Source organism: Pseudomonas sp. KH_046_2 (assembly GCF_057838985.1).
Genome location: NZ_CM174480.1, coordinates 2,015,639 through 2,038,381 on the forward strand (window position 1 = coordinate 2,015,639; position 22,743 = coordinate 2,038,381).

A 22,743-nucleotide genomic window follows, 5' to 3' on the forward strand; every position below is an offset into this window, starting at 1 on the left:
CTCCTACAGGATCCCATCAGTGCTGGTCAAATTAGTGGCAAATGGCTATAACTCAACTCACGGCCAAAGGGCTTCTCCGCACCTGGCGTTTTGAGTTTGCGTTCTATGTCGTTGCACGCCGTGCGCCCCAGGATCCTGGGTTTTATCAGCGAAGATGTCTCGGCCTGGCTGGTCGCGCTGCTGGTATTGCTGGTCGGCGGGGTGCTCACCGGGTTGCTGGCGTGGTCGACGCTGAATCTGTTCCACCATCAATTGCGGCAACGTTTCCAACTGCTGGCCAGTGAACGTTACAGCCGTATCGAAGAGCGTTTCGAAGATCAGGAGCAGCGCCTCGATGGCCTGCGCCGGTTTTTCGCCAATTCCGGTTCGGTGTCCCGAGCGGAATTCGACGGTTATACCCAGCCTTTGTTGCTGCGAACCCAGGCGTATTCCTACGCCCAGCGGGTCACCCGTGACGAGCGTGCGGCGTTCGAGCGTCGGGTGCGTGACGAAGGCTTGAGCAGCTTCACCTTGAGAGAACTCAACGCCGACGGCCAATTGCAACTGGCCGGCGAGCGAGATGAGTACGTGCCGGTGCTGTATAGCCAGACCCAAAGCAAACTCGGTTCTCCCCTCGGCTACGATTTGCTGGCCCAGCCGCTGCGGCGTGCCACGCTCGATCGGGCTGATCAGCATGGCCGCATGGCGGTGTCGCAACCGATGCGCCTGGTGAGTATCGAGCCGGCTTATGCGCGCGGCGTGCTGCTGGTCGCGCCGGTCATGCAGCGCAACATTCAAGACCACAAAGCCACGAAGCCCTACGGTTATGTCATGGCCGTGATCAGCATGCGCCAGTTGCTGGCCGACGGACTGCCGGAAGCGAGCCGTGACTATCTCTCGGTGCGCATCCTCGATTTGTCGATCGATGACCAGCACGAGGTGCTGTTCGAGTCGCCCAACCCGCCGGTCATCAGCGAGTTGTCCGCCACGCGCCTGTTGCGCATGGCTGACCATGACTATCAAGTCGATATTCAGCCCAGCGGCGCGTTCGTGCAGGCCAACCATTCCTCCGTGACCAGTGTAGTGGTGTTGGGTGGATTGCTCAGCGTGATGCTCAGTGCCTTGTTGTATGTGTTGGTCAGTCAGCGGCAGCGGGCGTTGAAACTGGTGGAGCAACGCACCCGGGAGCTGCGCGATCGAGAGCAGGAGTTGCGTGGCACCCATGGCCAGTTGCGTGGCGTGCTGAATGCCGCCACCCAGGTCGCGATCATCGCCACCGACCTGCGTGGCGTCATCAGCACCTTCAATGCCGGTGCCGAGCAGATGCTTGGCTATTCCAGCGCCGAGGTGGTGGGGCATATGACCCTGGAGAATCTGCACCTGCCCCGGGAGCTGGTCGCTCGCTCGGCAGAGTTGAGCGCACGCTATGGCAAGCCGGTGCCGACCTGCCAGGCGATGCTGGTCGAGGGCGACGTGGAGGGTGACCACGAGGCGCGGGAGTGGACGCTGGTGCGCGGCGATGGCAGCCATTTGATGGTCAACATGCTCGCCACGCCAGTGCTCGACGAGCAAGGCCTGTGGGTCGGGCACCTGGCGGTGTGCATCGACATCACCGAACGCAAACGGGTCCATGAAGCGCTCGCGGCGCGGGATCTGCTGTTGAAGAAACTCAGCGCCCACGTGCCTGGTGGCATCTACCAGTTCAAGATGGAATTCGACGGACGTTTCAGCGTGATTTATGCCAGCGACGGCATTCGCGAGATCTACGAGCTCGAACCTGATGTGCTGCTGCTCAATGCCGAAGCGATCTTCACCCGGATTCACCCCCAGGACACCACCCGTGTCCGCGCCTCGATCCGCGCCTCCGCCGACACCCTCAGCCCCTGGCGCGAGGAATACCGTGTGCAATTGCCGCAACGGGGTCTGCGTTGGGTGCGTGGCGAGGCTACACCGGAGGAATTGCCCGGTGGCGGTGTGCTGTGGCACGGCTACATCTCGGACATTTCCGATATGAAGCGGGTGGAGGAGGAGTTGCGCGCGTTGTCGGTCACCGATTCCCTGACCGGTATCCACAACCGGCGTTATTTCCAGGAACGCCTGACCACCGAAATGGCCCGGGTGGAGCGCAGCGGTGGGGATCTGTCGGTGATCATGCTCGATATCGACCATTTCAAGCGCATCAATGACCTGCATGGCCATGCCATCGGTGATCGGGTGTTGAAAGCCCTGTGCGAGCGTATCGGCCACCGGCTGCGCCGCACCGATGTGTTCTGCCGCTTGGGCGGTGAGGAGTTCATGGTGCTGTGCCCGGATATCAGCGGCGAGCATGCCTATATGTTGGCCCAGCAATTGTGGCAGGGGCTGCGCAGCTCACCTATTGAAGGTGTCGGTACGGTCACCGCCAGTTTCGGGATTGCCAGTTGGCGTCCCGGGGAGGGCGCCGATGCCTTGCTGTTGCGCGCGGATTCGGGGGTCTATGCGGCGAAGCAGGCAGGAAGGGATAGGGTTGAGGGGGAGATGAATTAACCCGGACAGTGCGCTGACCCTTGTAGGAGCGAGCTTGCACGCGATGGATTCGAGAGCGCCGCGTACATCCAGTATGCCCGCGTAATCGTTATCGACCATCGCGAGCAAGCTCGCTCCTACAAGGGGCAGAACGGTGCTTTACAACACCGAAGCCGTCTGCGGCATTTTCGGTTGGCGGTACAGGTCCAGCAGCACTTGATCGAGCACCGACGAGGCGCCGAACGGGGCCTTGTCGTTGAGGATCGCCACCACCGCCCAGGTGTTGCCGTTGACGTCGCGACTGAAACCGGCAATTGCCCGCACGGTGTTCAGGGTGCCAGTCTTGACGTGGGCTTCACCGCGCATGGCCGTGGTCTTCAGGCGTTTGCGCATGGTGCCGTCGGTGCCGGCAATCGGCATCGAACTGATGTATTCGGCGGCATACGGACTGTGCCAGGCCGCTTCGAGCATCGAGCCCATTTCCCGGGCGCTGACACGCTCGGAGCGCGACAGGCCGGAGCCGTTCTCCATCACCAGGTGCGGCGCGGTGATGCCCTTTTTCGCCAGCCACTGACGCACGACACGCTGGGCAGCCTTGGCGTCGTCACCATCGGCATCGGTGCGGAAACGTTGGCCGAGGCTCAGGAACAACTGCTGGGCCATGGTGTTGTTACTGTACTTGTTGATGTCGCGGATGATTTCCGCCAGGTCCGGGGAGAACGCCCGGGCCAGGACCTTGGCGTCTTTCGGTGTTGGCGCCAGCACATCCTTGCCCTGAATGCTGCCGCCCAGTTCCTTCCAGATCGCGCGGACGGCACCGGCGGTGTAGGTCGCGTGATCGAGCAGCGACAGGTAAGTCTGCGAGCTGCAGCCTTCACCCAGCTGACCGCCGACCGTCACGGTCACGCTGCCGTCGGCCTGAGCCACCGGGTTGTAGCGCACGCCACCGGTGCATTGCTTGGAGTTGAGGGCCTTGACCTGGTTGTCGATGCGGATGCTCGCAATCGGCGGCTCCACCGAGACCAGCACCTTGCCCGAGTCATTGCGTGCGACGAAGCGCAGCGCCTTGAGGTTGACCAGCAGCGAGTCGGGTTTGACCAGGAACGGCTTGTTGTCGTCGTTGCCGTCGTCATTGAACTCCGGTAGTTGCGGCTGCACGAAGAAGGTTTTATCCAGCACCAGGTCGCCGGTAACCTGGGTCACGCCGTTGGCACGCAGGTCGCGCATCAGCAGCCAGAGTTTTTCCATGTTCAGCTTCGGATCGCCGCCACCCTTGAGGTAGAGGTTGCCGTTGAGAATGCCGCCACTCAAGGTGCCGTCGGTGTAGAACTCGGTTTTCCACTGGTGATTCGGGCCGAGCATTTCCAGGGCCGCGTAGGTGGTGACCAGTTTCATGGTCGACGCCGGGTTGACCGACACGTCGGCGTTGAACACCGTCGCGGTGCCGGGGCCGGTGAGCGGGATCATCACCAGCGACAGGGCGTTGTCCTGCAACTTGCTGGCTTTCAGGGCTTTTTCAACGTTGGGCGACAACGCGGTATTGACTGGAGCGGCGGAAACGGAGAGGGCCAGGGGAAGAAGAAAACCGGCCAACAGCAAAGGACGCAAAGATTTGATCATCTGAAATAAAACCCTACAGCCGAGGGAAAATACAAAGAGGGCATGGAGATAAATTCCCTCAATAGTCATGAAAGTGTCGGCATTATGCCCCAAGGTGTCACGGCTTGTGCCGTGCGAGGGCTGTCTGATCGGCTATTTTTTTACCGACGGTAGGTGTGGTGGCCCAGAGAGTCAGGCAATCGGCGGCTTAAACTGCTAAAGTGCCGCCCGTTATTACTTAAGAGGATTGTTCCAATGGCGACTAACCGTTCCCAGCGTCTGCGCAAAAAACTGTGCGTCGATGAATTTCAAGAGCTGGGTTTCGAACTGAACCTGGATTTCAAAGAAGATTTGGCTGATGAAGCCATTGATGCTTTCCTCGATGCGTTCCTCAAAGAAGCCATGGAAGCCAACGGTCTGGGTTATGTTGGCGGCGACGACTACGGTCTGGTTTGCCTGCAGAAGCGTGGCTCGGTCAGCGCTGAACAGCGCGCTGCCGTTGAAGCCTGGCTCAAAGGCCGCACCGAGCTGACCAGCGTTGAAGTCAGCCCGCTGCTGGACGTCTGGTACCCGGAAAAGCCGATCAATCCGGTAGCTTGATGTTCTGAAAAAACGGCGCCCCAAGGGTCGCCGTTTTTTTATGCCCCGGTTTTGTGTATTTCAGGCCTTGCGCCCGTTCAGAATCACCAGCGTCACCACCCCCGCGACAATCCCCCAGAACGCCGAACCGATGGAAAACAGCGTCAGCCCCGATGCCGTGACCATGAAGGTGATCAGCGCCGCTTCACGTTCCTTCACTTCGCTCATGGCGATGCTCAAGCCGTTGATGATCGAGCCGAACAGCGCCAGCGCCGCAATCGACAGCACCAGTTCCTTGGGCAATGCGGCAAACAATGCCGCGAGCGTCGCGCCGAACACGCCGGCGATGCCGTAGAAAATCCCGCACCAGACCGCAGCGGTGTAGCGTTTATTGCGATCCTCATGTGCGTGCGGTCCGGTGCAGATCGCCGCGCTGATCGCCGCCAGGTTGATCCCGTGAGAGCCGAACGGTGCCAGCAGCAAACTGGCAATGCCGGTGGTGGTGATCAGCGGCGAGGCGGGCACCGTGTAGCCATCGGCGCGCAATACGGCGATGCCGGGCATGTTTTGTGAGGTCATGGCGACGACAAACAGCGGGATGCCGATGCTGATGGTCGCGGCCAGCGAGAAGTGTGGCGTGGTCCAGACCGGCGTGGCCACTTCCAGGTGGAAACCGCTGAAGTCCAGCAGCCCCATGAAACCTGACAATGCCGTGCCGATCAGCAATGCAGCCAGAACCGCATAGCGCGGCGACAGGCGCTTGACCACCAGATAAGTGACAAACATCCCCAGTACCAGGGCGGTGCGGTGTTGCGCCGCGACGAAAATCTCGCTGCCGATCTTGAACAGGATCCCTGCCAGCAGGGCGGCGGCCAGGGATGCCGGGATTTTTTTCATCAGCCGTTCAAAGCTGCCGGTCAGTCCGCAAATCGTCACCAGCACCGCGCAGGTGATGTAGGCGCCGATGGCTTCGCCGTAGCTCACGCCGCCCAGGCTGGTGATCAGCAGCGCGGCGCCGGGGGTCGACCAGGCAATGGTGATCGGCGTGCGATAGCGCAGGGACAGGCCAATGGAGCACACCGCCATGCCGATCGAGATGGCCCAGATCCACGACGAAATCTGCACGCTGCTCAGGCCTGCCGCTTGCCCGGCCTGGAACATCAGCACCAGGGAGCTGGTGTAGCCGGTCATCATGGCGATGAAACCGGCGACGATGGCCGAGGGCGAGGTGTCGGCCAAAGGGCGGAGCTGCGCGTGCGTGGCGTCGTTCATGACGGGGGTGTTCCTTGTTTATGTGAAGCAATCAAATGCAGAGAGCTTTTTGTGGCGAGCCACCGCTTCCGGGGTTTAAGCCTAAACTCAAAAGTAACCAGGCGTTGCGATACAGCCGAGGCAACATTCAGCCGTACAGTCGTGTTGCCACCCTCCATTGTGTACAATCGACATGTTTATTACGCGATACTTGCCAGCGACCCACCGTGCCGTATTACAGTCACCGTCAATTCGCCGCAGTTCTTACGACTCGAGTGCCCATGAACGAACAGTTGCAACCCCTAAAGAAACAACCGCGAGCAGGCAAAGCCGGCCGCAGCGGTACCCAGGACGATATTGTCTACGCGCATATCTTCGAGGCCATCCTCGAGCAGCGTCTGGCGCCCGGCACGAAGTTGAGCGAAGAAGCGCTGGGGGAAATTTTCGGGGTCAGCCGCACCATCATTCGCCGCGCCTTGTCGCGCCTGGCCCATGAAGGCGTGGTGTTGCTGCGTCCGAATCGCGGCGCCGTGGTTGCCAGCCCGAGCGTCGAAGAAGCCCGCCAGGTGTTCATGGCCCGCCGTCTGGTGGAGCGAGCGATCACTGAGCTGGCCGTTCAGCACGCGACCGCCGAGCAGATTGCCGAATTGCGCCAGATGGTCAACGACGAACGCGACAGCTTCTCCCGTGGCGATCGCGGTGCCGGCATCCGCCTGTCGGGTGAATTCCACCTGAAACTGGCCGAAGCTGCGAAAAACGCGCCGCTGATCAGCTTCCAGCGCAGCCTGGTGTCCCAGACGTCGCTGATCATCGCCCAGTATGAAAGCGGCAACCGCTCCCACTGTTCCTACGATGAGCATACCCAGTTGATCGACGCCATCGAAAAGCGCGACGCTGTACTGGCGGTCGACCTGATGATGCATCACATGGATCACATCGACAGCAAGCTCAACCTCGATGAGGAAAGTGCTTCGGATGATCTGCATGCGGTGTTCTCGCATTTGTTGCAGACCAAGAAGCCTGGGCGGTCGACGGCGAAAATCTGACCTGTAGGAGCGAGCTTGCTCGCGATGGTCGTGAACGATAACACGGGGTGCCTGAATTACTGCGGCGCTCTTGCGTTCTTCGCGAGCAAGCTCGCTCCTACAGAGGATCAAAAAAATCCCCCGCAACCAACGATTGCGGGGGATTTTTTATGCCTGAAGAAATTTAGCGCTGATGCACCAGATTCCCCGCCGCATAAGTCTGCTGAACAGTCCGGTCATCCCCCAGGGTCATCAACACAAACAACGTCTCGGCGATGTTATTGGCCTGCTTCAGGCGATAGCCCAGCAGCGGCGTGGCGTTGTAATCGAGCACCAGGAAGTCGGCGTCGGTGCCCGGTTGCAGGGTGCCGATCTTGTCCTCCAGGCGCAGTGCGCGGGCGCCACCGAGGGTGGCCAGGTACAGCGACTTGAACGGGCTCAGGCGCGCACCTTGCAGCTGCATGACCTTGTAGGCTTCGTTGAGGGTTTGCAGCAGCGAGAAACTGGTGCCACCGCCCACATCGGTGCCGATGCCGACATTGAGCTTGTGCTTCTCGGCCATCGGCAGGTTGAACAGGCCGCTGCCGAGGAAGAAGTTCGAGGTCGGGCAGAACGAGATGGCCGAGCCGGTTTCCGCCAGTCGCGCGCACTCGTCATCGCACAGGTGCACGCCGTGGGCGAACACCGAGCGCTCACCGAGCAACTGGTAGTGATCGTAGACGTCCAGGTAGCCCTTGCGCTCCGGGAACAGCTCCTTGACCCACTCGATTTCCTTGAGGTTTTCGCTGATGTGGGTCTGCATGTACAGATCCGGGTATTCGGTCAGCAACTGGCCGGCCAGGGTCAGCTGTTCCGGGGTGCTGGTCGGTGCGAAGCGTGGGGTGACCGCGTAGTGCAGGCGGCCCTTGCCGTGCCAGCGCTCGATCAGCGCCTTGCTTTCGACGTAGCTGGATTCGGCGGTGTCGGTCAGGTAGTCCGGGGCGTTGCGGTCCATCATCACCTTGCCGGCGATCATCCGCAGGTCGAGCTGCTCGGCCGCTTCGAAGAACGAGTTCACCGACTGCGGGTGCACGCTGCCGAACACCAGCGCAGTGGTGGTGCCGTTGCGCAGCAGTTCCTTGATGAAAATGTCCGCGACCTGGTCGGCGTGGGCCTTGTCGGCGAACTGGCTTTCGCACGGGAAGGTGTAGGTGTTGAGCCAGTCCAGCAACTGCTCGCCATAGGCGCCGACCATGCCGGTTTGCGGCAGGTGGATGTGGGTGTCGATGAAGCCGGGGGTGATCAATGCATCCTGGTAGTGGGTGATTTCGACGTCAGCCGGCAGTGTCGGCAGCAGTTCGCTGGCGTGGCCCAGGGCGCTGATCTGGCCGTTATCCACAACCAGCAAGCCGTCTTCGAAATACTCGTAGGAGGCTTCGATGCCCACGACGGCTGGGTCGGCGATGCTGTGCAGGATGGCGGCGCGGTAAGCTTTGCGAGTCAGTGACATGAGGATTCTCAATTGGAGGCTTGGCTGCGGCGTGACGCAGGCAGCAGTTTGGCAATCGATCCGGCGCTGGCAGTGTGTTGGCCGAAGTTCGCGTTATAGGTGGCGATGATCTCGCCGGCGATGGAGATGGCGATTTCCACAGGCAATTTGCCTTTGACTTCGCCGATGCCCATCGGGCAGCGCATGCGTTGCACGACGCTGTTGTCGAAACCGCGGTCGCGCAGGCGATGTTCAAACTTCACCCGTTTGGTCTTCGAGCCGATCAGGCCGAAGTAGGCGAAGTCGTTGCGCTTGAGGATCGCAGCGGTCAGTTCGAGGTCGAGTTGATGGTTGTGGGTCATCACGATGCAGTAGCTGCCGGCCGGCAGATCATCGATTTCATCCACCGGTTCTTCGCTGACGATCTTGCGTACGCCATGGGGGATCTGCTCGGGGAATTCTTCCTCCCGCGAATCAATCCAGCGCACCCGGCAAGGCAGGCCGGCCAGCAACGGCACCAACGCCCGGCCCACGTGGCCGGCACCGAACACGGCGATCTGCGCTTGAACCTGGCCCATCGGTTCGAACAGCAATACCGTGGCGCCACCGCAGCATTGGCCCAAGCTGGCGCCGAGGCTGAAGCGCTCCAGATGGGTGTCCTGTTTGCCGCTGGTCAGCATCTCGCGGGCGATCTTCATCGCCTTGTATTCCAGGTGCCCGCCACCGATGGTGTCAAAGGCCTGGTTCGCGCTGATGACCATCTTCGAGCCAGCGTTGCGCGGCGTCGAGCCGAGCTCTTCGATGATGGTCACCAGCACGCAGGGCTCACCCCGGTTTTGCAGGTCGGCGAGGGCGTCGATCCAGTTGTACATAAACACCTCAACATCTCTGTTGTCTGTTCGGGCCTCATCGCGAGCAGGGCTCACTCCTACATTTGGAATGCATTCCCCTGTAGGAGTGAGCCTGCTCGCGATGGGCGCGCCTCGGTCTTTAAAGCGAAGCCAACTCGGTCTCAGCTTCGACAGCCTTCGCCGCCTTCAACTGGCGCATCTGCTCACAGCCCCACAACACTCTTTCCGGGGTCGCCGGGGCATCGATTTTCGGTTGATGTTTGTAATCGCCCAGGCTCGCCACGGCGTCCTTGATCGCACACCACGAGGCGATGCCGAGCATGAACGGCGGCTCGCCCACGGCCTTGGAATGGAACACTGTGTCTTCCGGGTTCTTGCGGTTTTCCACCAGCTTCACCCGCAGGTCCAGCGGCATGTCCGCCACGGCCGGGATCTTGTAGCTGGCCGGGCCGTTGGTCATCAGCTTGCCCTTGTTGTTCCACACCAGCTCTTCCATGGTCAGCCAGCCCATGCCCTGGATGAAACCGCCCTCGACCTGACCGATATCGATGGCCGGGTTCAGCGAGGCGCCGACGTCGTGGAGGATGTCGGTGCGCAGCATCTTGTATTCGCCGGTCAGGGTGTCGACCAGCACTTCGCAGCACGCCGCGCCAAAGGCGAAGTAGTAGAACGGACGGCCGCGCGCCTGGCTGCGGTCGTAGTAGATTTTCGGGGTCTTGTAGAAGCCGGTGCTCGACAGCGACACCTGGGCGAAGTACGCCTGCTGGATCAGTGCTTCGAAGGTCAGGATGTGATCGCGAATCCGCACGTGGCCGTTGTGGAATTCCACGTCTTCTTCGCTGACCTTGTACTGGCGCGCCGCGAATTCCACCAGGCGTTGCTTGATGGTTTCGGCGGCGTTCTGCGCGGCCTTGCCGTTCAGGTCGGCACCGCTGGACGCGGCGGTCGGCGAGGTGTTCGGTACTTTGTCGGTGTTGGTCGCGGTGATCTGCACGCGGTCCATTTCCACCTGGAACACTTCGGCCACGACCTGCGCGACCTTGGTGTTCAGGCCCTGGCCCATTTCGGTGCCGCCGTGGTTGAGGTGGATGCTGCCGTCGGTGTAGACGTGCACCAGCGCGCCGGCCTGGTTGAGGAAGCTGGCGGTGAAGGAAATACCGAATTTCACCGGGGTTAGCGCCAGGCCTTTTTTCAGGATCGGGCTGTTGGCGTTGTAGCGACGGATCGCTTCGCGACGCTCGGCGTACTGGCTGCTTTCTTCCAGTTCGGCGGTCATCTCTTCGAGCATGTTGTGCTCGACGGTCTGGTAGTAGTGGGTGACGTTGCGCTCGGTCTTGCCGTAGTAGTTGGCCTTGCGCACGGCCAAAGGATCCAGGGCCAGATGGCGGGAGATGGCGTCCATCACTTCTTCGATGGCGACCATGCCTTGCGGGCCGCCGAAACCACGATAGGCGGTGTTCGACGCAGTGTTGGTCTTGCAGCGGTGACCGTTGATGGTCGCATCGCCCAGGTAGTACGAGTTGTCCGAGTGGAACATCGCGCGGTCGACGATCGACGCCGACAGGTCAGGGGAGCAACCGCAGTTGCCGGCCAGTTCCAGGTTGATGCCGTGCAGGCGGCCGGTGCTGTCGAAACCGACGTCGTACTCGACATAGAACGGGTGACGCTTGCCGGTCATCAGCATGTCTTCGACCCGCGGCAGGCGCATCTTGGTCGGCTGGCCGGTGATGTGTGCGATCACCGCGCACAGGCACGCCGGGCTTGCGGCCTGGGTTTCCTTGCCGCCGAACCCACCGCCCATGCGGCGCATGTCGACGACGATCTTGTTCATCGATACGTCCAGCACTTCGGCCACCAGTTTCTGCACTTCGGTGGGGTTCTGCGTGGAGCAGTAGACGATCATGCCGCCGTCTTCGGTCGGCATTACCGAAGAGATCTGGGTCTCCAGGTAGAAGTGTTCCTGGCCGCCGATGTGCAGCGTGCCCTGGATGCGATGTTCGGCAGTGGCCAGCGCCGTGGCCGAATCGCCGCGCTGATGGGTGTGGCTGTCGAGTACGAAGTGGCGCTTGCGCAGGGCTTCGACGACGTCCAGCACAGGTTCCAGGTCTTCGTATTCGATGATCGCGGCCATGGCGGCCTTGCGTGCGGTTTCCAGGTCTTTCGCCGCGACGGCGATCACTGGTTGACCGACGAACTGCACGGTGTCGATCGCCAGCAGCGGATCGCCCGGCAGCAACGGACCGATGTCTTTCAGGCCCGGCACGTCTTCGTGGGTGATGGCGATGCGCACGCCTTCAAAGGCGTAGCAGGGCGAGGTGTCGATGCTGATGATCCGCGCGTGGGCACGGTCCGACATGCGCGCATAAACGTGCAACTGGTTCGGAAACTCCAGGCGATCGTCGATGTATTGCGCTTCACCGGCCACATGCTTGGCGGCGCTGTCGTGCTTGACGCTGCGGCCGACACCGGTGGTCAGGTCCTTGGCGAACAGTTCAGCCAATTCGGCTTGGGTCTTCTCTACGGCGTGATGATTAGACATAAGCGGTCACCCGAGTCTCGATGTGCGGTGTTTGCAGTTCGATGAAGTATTTGCGCAGCAGGTTCTGCGCGCTGAGCAGGCGATATTCCTTGCTGGCGCGGAAGTCCGAAAGCGGCGTGAAGTCTTCGGCCAGGGCAGCGCAGGCGCGTTCGACAGTGGCGTTATTGAATGGCGAACCGAGCAACGCGGCTTCACAGGCAGCGGCGCGTTTCGGGATGGCGGCCATGCCGCCGAAGGCGACGCGGGCTTCAGCCACTACGCCGTTTTCCAGGCGAATGCTGAAGGCGGCGCACACAGCGGAGATGTCGTCGTCCAGACGCTTGGAAACCTTGTAGGCGCGGAACAGTTTTTCGACGCTGGCACGCGGCACGATGATCTTCTCGATGAACTCGCTTTCCTGACGCGCCGTGACGCGGTAATCGATGAAGTAATCTTCCAGCGCCAGCGTGCGGCGGGTTTCGCCTTTGCACAGGACGATTTGCGCACCGAGGGCGATCAGCAGGGGCGGCGAGTCACCAATTGGCGAGGCGTTGCCGATGTTACCGCCCAGGGTGCCCTGGTTGCGGATCTGCAAGGACGCGAAGCGGTGCAGCAATTCACCGAAGTCCGGGTACTCGGCATTCAAGGCCTCGTAGCAATCGGAAAGGGAGGTGGCGGCGCCGATTTCCAGGCGGTCGTCAAAACGGTCGATACGCTTCATCTCGGCGACGTTGCCGACGTAGATCATCACCGGCAGGGTGCGGTGGAACTGCGTGACTTCCAGCGCCAGGTCGGTACCGCCTGCCAACAGGCGGGCCTGTGGATAAGCGTCGTAGAGGTCGGCCAGGTCGGCCACGGTCAGCGGCACCAGGCAGCGTTTGTCGCCGCTGTTGAGTTCGCCGATATCGGTCGGGGCAATGGCTTTGAGGCGCGCGATGGTGTCGGCCTCGCGGGCGTCGAACTGGTCCGGTTGCTTGGCGCAGCAGGACTGCTCGGCGGCTTCCAGGATCGGCCGGTAGCCGGTGCAGCGGCAGAGATTGCCGGCCAGAGCTTCGTGGGCCTTGGCATGATCCGGTGCATCGCTGTTCTTTTGCAGGGCAAACAGCGACATCACGAAGCCAGGGGTGCAGAAGCCGCATTGCGAGCCGTGGCACTCGACCATGGCTTTCTGCACGCTGTGCAGTTCACCCTTGTGCTTGAGGTCTTCAACGCTGATCAGTTGTTTGCCGTGCAGGGACGACACGAAGGTCAGGCACGAGTTGAGGCTGCGATAGCGAATGTGTTCGCGGCCGTCATCATCGGTCTGCAATTCGCCGACCACCACGGTGCAGGCGCCGCAGTCACCGCTGGCGCAGCCTTCTTTGGTGCCGGGCTTGCCCACATGGTCGCGCAGATAATTGAGCACGGTCAGGTTCGGGTCCAGGGCGTGCTCGCTACGGAGTTCCTGGTTTAGTAAAAACTGGATCACGGAAGGCCTCGCAGACTCATTATTGTTGTTAACCGATAGGAACTGAATTTAGCAGGTCTGACTTTTCGGTCAATGATTTTCTGACTTAAAGGTCAGGAAATTGCAATTTGTCGATTAACATCCTGTTCCTTAATTATTGTCGTTGGTTCGATAGCCTGCCTTTTTGCTTGGATTAGCTTGAATCGTGCCAAAAACCTCCGGGCGGGCACTCCGCCATGACGCAGCAATTGCGCTACACTGCGCCGCTTGTACAGATCAAAGAGTTTGAAGGACAACCATGACGTTCAAGGCGCCGGACAGCCTCGCCGAGCAAATCGCTCACCACCTCGCCGAACGCATCATTCGCGGCGAAATGAAGCCCGGGGAGCGCATCCAGGAACAGAAGGTCACACTGGCCCTCAATGTCAGCCGCGGTTCGGTCCGCGAGGCCTTGCTGATCCTCGAGCGGCGGCACCTGATCGCGATCCTGCCGCGACGTGGCGCCCATGTCACCGAACTCACGCCGCACAAGGTGCAGAGCCTGTGCACGCTGATGAGCGAACTCTATATCCTGCTCGGTAACTCGGTGGCCAGCGGCTGGAAAACCCAGGCCGACATGGCGCCGTTCGTGCAGATCCAGCAGCGCCTGACCGCCAGCTACGAACGTCAGGACATCCGCACTTTCGTCGACGACAGCTTCAATGTGATGCGCGCCGCGTACCCGTTCGCCAACAACCCGTACTTGCAGGAGACAGTCGAGAATCTGCAGCCGGCCATGAGCCGTGCGTATTTCCTCGCGCTGGACCTGCGCAAAGCGTCGATGAGCGAATTCCTCGAGCTGTTCGAGCGCTTGCTCGCTGCCGTGCTGGCCCGTGACTTTGTGCAGATTCGCGAAGTGCTGACGGCTTACGCCCAGCGCAGTTGCGATCTGGTGATCTCTGCGCTGACGGACGCCTGAGGGTGCGGCTCAAGTGCATCAAGCTGGCGGGGTTCAAGTCCTTCGTCGACCCGACCACGGTGAACTTCCCCAGTAACATGGCGGCGGTGGTCGGACCCAATGGCTGCGGCAAATCGAACATCATCGACGCCGTGCGCTGGGTGATGGGCGAGAGTTCGGCGAAGAACCTTCGCGGCGAATCGATGACCGACGTCATCTTCAACGGCTCCACCAGCCGCAAGCCGGTGAGCCAGGCGAGCATCGAACTGGTGTTCGACAACTCCGACGGCACCTTGCTCGGGGAGTACGCCGCCTACGCGGAAATCTCCATTCGCCGCAAAGTGACCCGCGACAGCCAGACCACCTATTACCTCAACGGCACCAAATGCCGGCGCCGCGACATTACCGACATTTTCCTCGGCACCGGCCTTGGCCCGCGCAGCTACTCGATCATCGAGCAGGGGATGATTTCCAAGCTGATCGAGTCCAAGCCCGAAGACCTGCGCAACTTCATCGAAGAAGCCGCGGGCATCTCCAAGTACAAGGAGCGCCGGCGCGAGACGGAAAACCGCATACGCCGCACTCACGAAAACCTTGAGCGCCTGACCGACCTGCGCGAAGAGCTTGAGCGCCAACTGGAGCGCTTGCACCGCCAGGCCGAGGCCGCCAAGAAGTATCAGGAATTCAAGGGCGAGGAGCGTCAGCTCAAGGCCCAGCTGTCGGCCCTGCGCTGGCAGGCGCTGAACGATCAGGTCGGCCAGCGTGAAGCGATCATTGGCAACCAGGAAGTTTCTTTCGAAGCCCTGGTGGCCGAACAACGCAATGCCGACGCGAGCATCGAGCGCCTGCGTGACGGCCATCACGACCTCTCGGAGCGCTTCAACCTGGTGCAGGGGCGCTTCTACTCGGTCGGCGGCGACATCGCCCGGGTCGAGCAGAGCATCCAGCACGGTCAGCAGCGTTTGCGCCAGTTGCAGGATGACCTGAAAGAGGCCGAGCGCGCACGCCTGGAAACCGAATCGCACCTGGGCCACGATCGCACGCTGCTGCTGACCCTCGGCGAAGAGCTGGACATGCTCACCCCGGAGCAGGAAGTCACCAGCGCCGCCGCCGAAGAGGCCGCCGCCGCGCTGGAAGAATCCGAAACCACCATGCACGGCTGGCAAGAGCAGTGGGATAGTTTCAACCTCACCGCCGCCGAGCCGCGCCGTCAGGCCGAAGTGCAGCAATCGCGGATCCAGCAGCTGGAAATCAGCCTGGAGCGCCTGGCCGATCGCCAGAAGCGTCTTGGTGAAGAACGCGCCTTGCTCTCGGCGGACCCGGAAGACGCGGCGATCATGGAGCTTAGTGAGCAGCTCGCCGAATCCGAAGCGACCCTTGAGGATTTGCAGACCAGCGAAGAAGCCCAGGTCGAAAAGCTTGAGCAGTTGCGTCAGGAATTGCAGCAAGCGCTGACCGCGCAGCAGCAGGCCCAGGGCGATTTACAGCGCCTCAACGGCCGGCTGGCTTCCCTCGAAGCCTTGCAGCAAGCCGCGCTCGATCCGGGCACCGGCACCGCCGAATGGCTGCGCGAACAGAATCTTGCGAGTCGCCCGCGCCTGGCTGAAGGCCTGAAGGTTGAGGCCGGTTGGGAACTGGCGGTGGAAACCGTGCTCGGCGCCGACCTGCAAGCGGTGCTGGTGGACGATTTCAACGATTTCGATCTATCGGGTTTTGCCCAAGGCGATTTGCGTTTGCTCAGCCCGTCCAGCGATGGCGTACGGGTGCCGGGCAGCCTGCTGGACAAGGTCGAGGCGCAGCTCGATCTGTCGCCATGGCTGGGGCAGGTCAAGCCGGTCGACAGCCTGGAACAGGCCTTGGCCTTGCGGGGTCAACTGGCTGCCGGGCAGAGCCTGATCAGCCGTGACGGTTACTGGGTCGGTCGGCATTTTCTGCGGGTGCGTCGGGCCAGTGAGGCGGAAAGCGGCGTGCTCGCCCGGGGTCAGGAAATCCAGCAACTGGGCCTTGAGCGTGAAGAGCGCGAAGCCGCTGTCGAAGCTCTGGAAACCCAATTACAGAACCTGCGGGCGCAGCAGCGTCAGCAGGAAAACGGTCGCGAACATTTGCGCCGTTTGCTGCAGGACGAAGCGCGTCAGCAAGGTGAATTGAAGGCTCAATTGTCCGCCGGCAAAGCCAAGGCCGAACAATTGACCCTGCGCCGTACCCGTCTCGACGAAGAGCTTGTCGAACTCGATGAGCAGCGAGCGCTGGAACACGAAAACATCGGTGAAGCGCGCCTGCAATTGCAGGAAGCCCTCGACAGCATGGCGCTGGACACCGAGCAGCGTGAGTTGCTGCTGGCCCAGCGCGACAGCCTGCGTGAGCGTCTGGACCGGGTGCGTCAGGAAGCGCGGCAACACAAGGATCACGCCCACCAGCTGGCGGTGCGTCTGGGCTCGCTCAAGGCGCAGCATGATTCGACGCGCCAGGCGCTGGAGCGCCTGGAGATGCAGTCCGAGCGCCTGACGGAAAAGCGCGAGCAACTGAGCCTCAATCTGGAGGAGGGCGAAGCACCGCTGGAAGAGCTGCGCCTGAAGCTCGAGGAGTTGCTGGACAAGCGCATGACCGTCGACGAAGAACTCAAGACCGCGCAGATCGCCCTCGAAGACGCCGACCGCGAACTGCGCGACGCCGAAAAGCGCCGCAGCCAGGCCGAACAGCAATCCCAGTTGATTCGCAGCCAGCTCGAAACCCAGCGCATGGAATGGCAAGCCCTGACCGTGCGCCGCAAGACCTTGCAGGACCAATTGCTGGAAGACGGCTACGATCTCCACGGCGTACTCGCAACATTGACCGCCGAGGCCAGCGAGAAGGACGCCGAAGAAGAACTCGAGCGCATCGCCGCCAGGATCCAGCGTCTGGGCGCGATCAACCTGGCGGCCATCGATGAGTACCAGCAACAATCGGAACGTAAACGTTATCTGGATGCCCAGAACGACGATCTGGTGGAAGCGCTCGATACCCTTGAGAACGTGATTCGCAAGATCGACAAGGAAACCCGTAACCGTTTCAAGGATACCTTTGATCAGATCAATGGCGGTTTACAGGCGCTTTTCCCAAAAGTTTTCGGTGGAGGCCGCGCGTATTTGGAACTGACGGGCGAAGATTTACTCGATACAGGGGTAACAATCATGGCGCAGCCGCCCGGAAAGAAGAACAGCACCATCCATTTGCTCTCCGGCGGCGAAAAAGCCCTGACCGCATTGGCCCTGGTTTTTGCGATCTTCAAATTGAACCCGGCGCCGTTCTGCATGCTCGATGAGGTTGACGCGCCACTGGATGACGCTAACGTTGGACGCTACGCGCGATTGGTAAAAGAGATGTCACAGACAGTGCAGTTCATCTATATCACCCACAACAAGATCGCCATGGAAATGGCCGAACAACTGATGGGTGTGACGATGCACGAACCCGGTTGTTCACGTCTGGTGGCGGTGGATGTCGAGGAGGCGATGGCGATGGTGGATGCCTGAGTCGTGGTTGTAGGAAGAGTGTTTGCGGTTTGTAGGACTCTTTTCCTGGCCTCGACTTGCTGGCCAATCGACATATTCGCGCTAGCCAACGTGGTAGACGGTGTAAAGTTGCCTTTGGTCGTGCTAGTTTAATGTCAATTTTTCGTATACGTGGGCAAAACGCCTGTCAGAACATAGAGTTGGCGCCACGTTTTAAAGCGGTTTGCAGGTTGTAAACCCCTTATTTTTCAGCATTTTTTATAGAGGCACGGGATTACATGGAAATCGGTCTGCGCGAGTGGCTGATCGTCATCGGCATTATTGTCATTGCCGGTATTCTTTTCGATGGCTGGCGCCGTATGCGCGGCGGCAAGGGAAAACTGAAGTTCCGTCTTGATCGAAGTCTGTCCAACCTGCCGGACGAGGACAGCAGCGCCGAGCTGCTGGGCCCGCCGCGCGTGCTGGACGCACATAAAGAGCCGCAACTGGACGAGCAGGATCTGCCGTCAGTGAGCATGTCGGCCCGCGTACCTCGCGAGTCGGGTTCCAAGCGCGGCAAGCGTGGCCACAGCGAGCCTTCCCAGGGCGACATGAACCTCAGCCTGGACCTGGACGGCGGCCCGAGCTTCAGCAGTCGCGACGACGATTTCCCGGATGACACCAAGTCCGCGCCAGCGGTCAACGACAAGGATCAGCCGCAAGCGGAAGAAGTGCTGGTGATCAGCGTGATCTGCCGCGACGCTGCCGGCTTCAAGGGCCCGGCGCTGTTGCAGAACATTCTGGAGAGCGGTTTGCGTTTCGGCGAGATGGACATCTTCCATCGCCACGAAAGCATGGCGGGCAACGGTGAAGTGCTGTTCTCCATGGCCAACGCCGTCAAGCCTGGCGTATTCGACCTGGACGACATCGACCACTTCAGCACCCCGGCGGTGAGCTTCTTCCTGGGTCTGCCGGGCCCTCGCCATCCGAAGCAAGCCTTCGACGTGATGGTGGCAGCGGCGCGCAAATTGTCGCAAGAGCTGAACGGCGAATTGAAAGACGACCAGCGCAGCGTACTGACCGCCCAGACGATCGAGCACTACCGTCAGCGCATCGTCGAGTTCGAACGTCGCGCCCTGACCCAGAAGCGCTGATTGAAATGGTTGGAGCGGGCTCTTGTGGCGAGGGGGCTTGCCCCCGTTGGGCTGCGAAGCAGCCCCATTCAACTACACCGAGTTTGCCGGTTTTTACGACGGCTTCGCCGCCGAACGGGGGCAAGCCCCCTCGCCACATAGTGCAAGCCTTCTGGCTATCGTAATTAAAAAATTGAGCAGCCTCGGCTGCTCTTTTGCTTTATGAGAGAACACCCATGACCGCCGCCAAGAACCGTATTTTAGAGCTGCGCGCTGAGCTGGATCAGCACAACTATCGTTACCACGTGCTCGACGAGCCGAGCATTCCGGACGCCGAATACGACCGTTTGTTCAACGAGCTCAAGGCTCTGGAAGCGGCCAATCCCGAACTGATCACCAGCGACTCGCCAACCCAGCGAGTGGGCAGCGCGGCGCTGTCGGCGTTTACCCAGGTGCGTCACGAAGTGCCGATGCTCAGCCTCGGCAACGCCTTCGAAGAAACCGATATGCGTGAGTTCGACCGCCGGGTGACCGAAGGCCTGGACCTGCCGGCCGGTGATCTGTTCGGTGGCGGCGCGACAGTCGAGTACAGCTGTGAGCCCAAGCTCGATGGCCTGGCCGTCAGCCTGCTGTATCAGGACGGTATCCTGGTGCGCGGCGCCACCCGCGGCGACGGCACCACCGGCGAAGACATCAGCGTCAACGTGCGCACCGTACGCAACATCCCGCTCAAGCTGCACGGTGCCGGCTGGCCGGCGACCCTGGAAGTGCGCGGCGAAGTGTTCATGTCCAAGGCCGGTTTCGAGCGGCTCAACGCCACGCAACTGGAAGTCGGCGGCAAGACCTTCGCCAACCCGCGCAACGCGGCGGCAGGCAGTTTGCGCCAGCTGGATTCGAAGATCACCGCCAATCGTCCGCTGGAGTTCTGCTGCTACGGCATCGGCCAGATATCGGCGGACATTGCCGATACGCACATCGGCAATTTGCAGCAACTCCAGGCCTGGGGCATGCCGATCAGTCATGAGCTGAAACTGGCGCACGGTATCGCCGAGTGCCTGGACTACTACCGCGACATTGGTGAGCGTCGCAGCGCGCTGCCGTATGAAATCGACGGCGTGGTGTTCAAGGTCAACAGCATTGCCTCCCAGCGTGAACTGGGTTTTCGCGCCCGTGAGCCACGTTGGGCCATCGCCCACAAATTCCCGGCGATGGAAGAGCTCACAGAGCTGCTCGATGTGGAATTCCAGGTCGGCCGCACCGGGGCGGTGACGCCGGTGGCGCGTCTGAAACCGGTCAAGGTCGCGGGTGTCACGGTGGCCAACGCCACCCTGCATAACATGGACGAAGTCGCGCGCCTGGGCCTGATGATCGGCGACACGGTGATCATCCGCCGCGCCGGTGACGTGATTCCGCAGGTGGTGCAAGTGGTCATGGAGCGTCGCCCGGAAAACGCCCGGCCGGTACAGATTCCCGAGCAGTGCCCGGTGTGCGGTTCCCATGTCGAGCGCACGCAGCTGATCAAGCGCAGCAAGGGCCGCGAGACGGTCAGCGAAGGCGCGGTGTATCGCTGCGTCGGTCGTCTGGCCTGTGGCGCGCAACTCAAGCAGGCGATCATTCACTTCGTTTCCCGTCGCGCAATGGACATCGAAGGCCTGGGTGAGAAGAGTGTCGAGCAACTGGTCGACGAAGGCCTGGTGAGCTCGCCGGCCGATCTGTACGCCCTGACGTTCGAACAGATTGTCGATCTGGAAGGCTTTGCCGAACTGTCGAGCAAGAACCTGCTCGGCGCCATCGAAGACAGCAAGAAGCCGGGCCTGGCGCGGTTCATCTACGCCCTGGGGATTCCCGATGTCGGTGAGGAGACGGCCAAGGTCCTGGCGCGCTCCCTGGGTTCGCTGGAGCGGGTGCAGCAGGCTTTGCCGCAGGTGCTGACGTACTTGCCGGATGTCGGGCTGGAAGTCGCGTACGAGATCCACAGCTTCTTCGAGGATGCGCATAACCGGCAGGTGATTGCTGATTTGCTCAAGCATGGATTGCAGATTCAGGATCAGGGCGAGTTGGGGGCCGGGTTTTCGGCGAGCACCACGCTGGGCGGCTTCCTCGACAAGCTGCATATCCCCTTGGTCGGTCCGGGCGGAGCGCAGAAACTGGCGGACAAATTCGGCTCGCTGCAGGCAGTGATCGGCGCGGATTGGCTGGACATGCGCCAGGCGTTGCCGGAGAAACAGGCCAACTCGGTGCGCGAGTTCTTTGCGGTCGAGGACAATCGCCAATTGGCCGAAGCGGCGGAGAAGCAGCTGATCGATTTTGGCATGCACTGGCAGAGCGAGAAGAAAGTCGTCGAAGGCTTGCCGCTGGCCGGGCAGACCTGGGTGCTGACCGGCTCGCTGGAGCTGATGAGCCGCGACATTGCCAAGGACAAACTCGAAAGCCTCGGCGCCAAGGTCGCCGGTTCGGTGTCGGCCAAGACCCATTGCGTGGTCGCTGGGCCGGGTGCCGGTTCGAAGTTGACCAAGGCCAATGAACTGGGGTTGAAGGTGCTGGATGAAGAGGCGTTTGTTGAAACATTGCGCGGGTACGGCAAGGTAGATTGAGTAGCAATTCAACCTGTAGGAGCGAGCCTGCTCGCGATGGTGTATCAGGCGCATTGATGTCGACTGACACTCCATCGCGAGCAGGCTCGCTCCTACAGGTGTTGCGTTCGACCTGGGAACGATCCTCCTAGGGAAATGATCTAGTCTCTGCAAGCCCCAGGGAGAGATCGCCATGTACCCTTTCTTCGAGCAGCTCAGCTCGCGCATCGCCGCGCCGTTCATGGGCGAAAGCTCGCGCAACAGCAAAGTCTGGTCCTGTCGTTGCGGGCAGTCGCTGTTCTTTCGCAACAGCCAGTGCCTGGCCTGTTCGGCGGCGTTGGGTTATCAGTCGGAGCAGAGTCGCTTGTCTGCGCTGCAACCGGGTGTGCAAGCGGGCACCTGGCTGCTGGATGCCGATCCCGGGGCTGGCCTGTATCGACGCTGTGCCAACCTCGACTCCCCGGCGGCCTGTAATTGGTTGCTGCCTGCCAATGACCATGACGTCTTGTGCATTGCCTGCAGCCTCAATCGCACCATTCCTGACCTGTCGATAGCCGACAACCACGAGCACTGGCGCAAGGTGGAAACCGCCAAGCGGCGCCTGGTCGCGCAACTGCTCAGCCTGGGGTTGCAGGTGATACCCAAAACCGTCGATGAAGACACGGGCCTTGCCTTCGACTTCATCGGCGTGGACCTCGAAGGTAAACCGCCCACCACCGGACACGTCAATGGCCTGGTCACCCTCGATATCAAGGAAGCCGACGATGCCCACCGCGAGCAGGTGCGGGTGCAAATGCACGAACCCTATCGCACGCTGCTCGGGCATTTCCGTCACGAGGTCGGGCACTACTACTGGGATCGATTGATCGCCAATAGCCAGTGGCTTGAGCCTTTTCGCGGATTGTTCGGCGATGAGCGCGCCAGCTATGCCGACGCCCTCGAACGGCATTATCAGCAGGGCGCAGCGCTCGACTGGCAGCAGCACTACGTCAGCGCCTACGCCACCATGCACCCGTGGGAAGACTGGGCCGAAACCTGGGCCCATTACCTGCACATGATGGATGCGGTGGATACCGCGCTGGGGTTTGGCATGAGTGCCCGGGAAATGGACTTCGACTATCAGCCGTTTCCACCTGAAACTCTTTACGATCCACGGCATCCGGGCGGCGCGGCGTTCCTGTCGTTCGTCAACGCGTGGATCGAACTGGCGGGTATGCTCAACGAATTGTCACGCAGCATGGGGCAGCCGGATTTCTATCCGTTCGTCCTGCCGCCGGCGGTCATTGCCAGGCTGCACTTTATCCATCTGGTGATTCAGCAGGCGGGCGGCAGGGCGGACGAGGTGCTTCAGGACCTGTAGGTGCCATCTTCCAGGGTTCGACGCATGTCCTTGAAGCAGCTCATATTT

General features: G+C 61.1%; 14 protein-coding genes. 8 read left to right on the forward strand and 6 right to left on the reverse strand.

Going from position 1 to position 22,743, the window contains the following annotated elements; translation table 11 throughout:
* Positions 1–105: 105 nt before the first annotated feature.
* Positions 106–2,505, forward strand: coding sequence for a sensor domain-containing diguanylate cyclase (locus AC3IX1_RS09240; RefSeq protein ID WP_489387926.1), 2,400 nt, complete (start codon positions 106–108; stop codon positions 2,503–2,505).
* 138 nt (positions 2,506–2,643) lie between these two features.
* On the opposite strand, the gene dacB is transcribed toward AC3IX1_RS09240, so the two are convergent.
* Complete coding sequence (dacB, locus tag AC3IX1_RS09245) at positions 2,644–4,104, reverse strand: D-alanyl-D-alanine carboxypeptidase/D-alanyl-D-alanine endopeptidase (protein ID WP_489387927.1); 1,461 nt, start codon at positions 4,102–4,104, stop codon at positions 2,644–2,646.
* Positions 4,105–4,338: 234 nt separating this feature from the next.
* Here dacB and AC3IX1_RS09250 point away from each other — a divergent pair, with 234 nt between their 5' ends.
* A complete protein-coding gene (locus AC3IX1_RS09250; RefSeq protein WP_007971486.1) occupies positions 4,339–4,683 on the forward strand; it encodes a YggL family protein in 345 nt (114 codons plus the stop codon).
* A 60-nt stretch (positions 4,684–4,743) separates the two neighbouring features.
* On the opposite strand, the gene AC3IX1_RS09255 is transcribed toward AC3IX1_RS09250, so the two are convergent.
* Positions 4,744–5,934, reverse strand: a complete 1,191-nt coding sequence (locus AC3IX1_RS09255; protein ID WP_489387928.1) for a benzoate/H(+) symporter BenE family transporter — start codon at positions 5,932–5,934, stop codon at positions 4,744–4,746.
* A 260-nt stretch (positions 5,935–6,194) separates the two neighbouring features.
* Between AC3IX1_RS09255 and AC3IX1_RS09260 the strand changes: the two genes are divergently transcribed.
* The gene (locus AC3IX1_RS09260) at positions 6,195–6,959 is read left to right on the forward strand and encodes a GntR family transcriptional regulator (RefSeq protein WP_489387929.1); all 765 of its coding nucleotides are present in this window, start codon (positions 6,195–6,197) and stop codon (positions 6,957–6,959) included.
* A gap of 163 nt (positions 6,960–7,122) precedes the next feature.
* On the opposite strand, the gene guaD is transcribed toward AC3IX1_RS09260, so the two are convergent.
* From guaD to xdhA, 4 genes are all read right to left on the reverse strand, one after another.
* Positions 7,123–8,427 (reverse strand): guanine deaminase, encoded by a 1,305-nt coding sequence (guaD, locus tag AC3IX1_RS09265; protein ID WP_489387930.1) that lies wholly within the window; start codon positions 8,425–8,427, stop codon positions 7,123–7,125.
* 8 nt (positions 8,428–8,435) lie between these two features.
* Complete coding sequence (gene xdhC / locus AC3IX1_RS09270) at positions 8,436–9,278, reverse strand: xanthine dehydrogenase accessory protein XdhC (protein ID WP_489387931.1); 843 nt, start codon at positions 9,276–9,278, stop codon at positions 8,436–8,438.
* A 118-nt stretch (positions 9,279–9,396) separates the two neighbouring features.
* Positions 9,397–11,796, reverse strand: coding sequence for a xanthine dehydrogenase molybdopterin binding subunit (gene xdhB, locus AC3IX1_RS09275; RefSeq protein ID WP_489387932.1), 2,400 nt, complete (start codon positions 11,794–11,796; stop codon positions 9,397–9,399).
* On the reverse strand, positions 11,789–13,243 hold the full coding sequence (gene xdhA / locus AC3IX1_RS09280; RefSeq protein WP_489387933.1) for a xanthine dehydrogenase small subunit: 1,455 nt from the start codon (positions 13,241–13,243) through the stop codon (positions 11,789–11,791). The genes xdhB and xdhA overlap by 8 nt, the downstream gene beginning before the upstream one ends.
* Positions 13,244–13,520: 277 nt before the next feature.
* On the opposite strand from xdhA, the gene AC3IX1_RS09285 reads away from it, so the two are divergent.
* The 5 genes from AC3IX1_RS09285 to AC3IX1_RS09305 all read left to right on the forward strand — a co-directional run bounded on the left by AC3IX1_RS09285 (position 13,521) and on the right by AC3IX1_RS09305 (position 22,695).
* Complete coding sequence (locus tag AC3IX1_RS09285) at positions 13,521–14,180, forward strand: GntR family transcriptional regulator (RefSeq protein ID WP_056721937.1); 660 nt, start codon at positions 13,521–13,523, stop codon at positions 14,178–14,180.
* 2 nt (positions 14,181–14,182) lie between these two features.
* The gene (smc, locus tag AC3IX1_RS09290) at positions 14,183–17,671 is read left to right on the forward strand and encodes a chromosome segregation protein SMC (protein WP_489387934.1); all 3,489 of its coding nucleotides are present in this window, start codon (positions 14,183–14,185) and stop codon (positions 17,669–17,671) included.
* Between the two features lie 257 nt (positions 17,672–17,928).
* Positions 17,929–18,783, forward strand: a complete 855-nt coding sequence (gene zipA / locus AC3IX1_RS09295) for a cell division protein ZipA (RefSeq protein WP_489387935.1) — start codon at positions 17,929–17,931, stop codon at positions 18,781–18,783.
* A 215-nt stretch (positions 18,784–18,998) separates the two neighbouring features.
* Positions 18,999–21,356 carry an NAD-dependent DNA ligase LigA gene (gene ligA, locus AC3IX1_RS09300; RefSeq protein ID WP_489387936.1) on the forward strand — a complete coding sequence of 786 codons (2,358 nt, stop codon included), beginning with the start codon at positions 18,999–19,001 and terminating at the stop codon, positions 21,354–21,356.
* A gap of 172 nt (positions 21,357–21,528) precedes the next feature.
* The gene (locus tag AC3IX1_RS09305) at positions 21,529–22,695 is read left to right on the forward strand and encodes a zinc-binding metallopeptidase family protein (protein WP_489387937.1); all 1,167 of its coding nucleotides are present in this window, start codon (positions 21,529–21,531) and stop codon (positions 22,693–22,695) included.
* The last annotated feature ends 48 nt before the right edge of the window (positions 22,696–22,743 follow it).

What these genes read in the sequence shown, in the direction of transcription:
- AC3IX1_RS09240 (WP_489387926.1), top strand. Translation starts at nt 106, where the DNA reads ATGTCGTTGCACGCCGTGCGCCCCAGGATCCTGGGTTTTATCAGCGAA.
- dacB (WP_489387927.1), bottom strand. Translation starts at nt 4,104, where the DNA reads ATGATCAAATCTTTGCGTCCTTTGCTGTTGGCCGGTTTTCTTCTTCCC.
- AC3IX1_RS09250 (WP_007971486.1), top strand. Translation starts at nt 4,339, where the DNA reads ATGGCGACTAACCGTTCCCAGCGTCTGCGCAAAAAACTGTGCGTCGAT.
- AC3IX1_RS09255 (WP_489387928.1), bottom strand. Translation starts at nt 5,934, where the DNA reads ATGAACGACGCCACGCACGCGCAGCTCCGCCCTTTGGCCGACACCTCG.
- AC3IX1_RS09260 (WP_489387929.1), top strand. Translation starts at nt 6,195, where the DNA reads ATGAACGAACAGTTGCAACCCCTAAAGAAACAACCGCGAGCAGGCAAA.
- guaD (WP_489387930.1), bottom strand. Translation starts at nt 8,427, where the DNA reads ATGTCACTGACTCGCAAAGCTTACCGCGCCGCCATCCTGCACAGCATC.
- xdhC (WP_489387931.1), bottom strand. Translation starts at nt 9,278, where the DNA reads ATGTACAACTGGATCGACGCCCTCGCCGACCTGCAAAACCGGGGTGAG.
- xdhB (WP_489387932.1), bottom strand. Translation starts at nt 11,796, where the DNA reads ATGTCTAATCATCACGCCGTAGAGAAGACCCAAGCCGAATTGGCTGAA.
- AC3IX1_RS09285 (WP_056721937.1), top strand. Translation starts at nt 13,521, where the DNA reads ATGACGTTCAAGGCGCCGGACAGCCTCGCCGAGCAAATCGCTCACCAC.
- zipA (WP_489387935.1), top strand. Translation starts at nt 17,929, where the DNA reads ATGGAAATCGGTCTGCGCGAGTGGCTGATCGTCATCGGCATTATTGTC.
- ligA (WP_489387936.1), top strand. Translation starts at nt 18,999, where the DNA reads ATGACCGCCGCCAAGAACCGTATTTTAGAGCTGCGCGCTGAGCTGGAT.
- AC3IX1_RS09305 (WP_489387937.1), top strand. Translation starts at nt 21,529, where the DNA reads ATGTACCCTTTCTTCGAGCAGCTCAGCTCGCGCATCGCCGCGCCGTTC.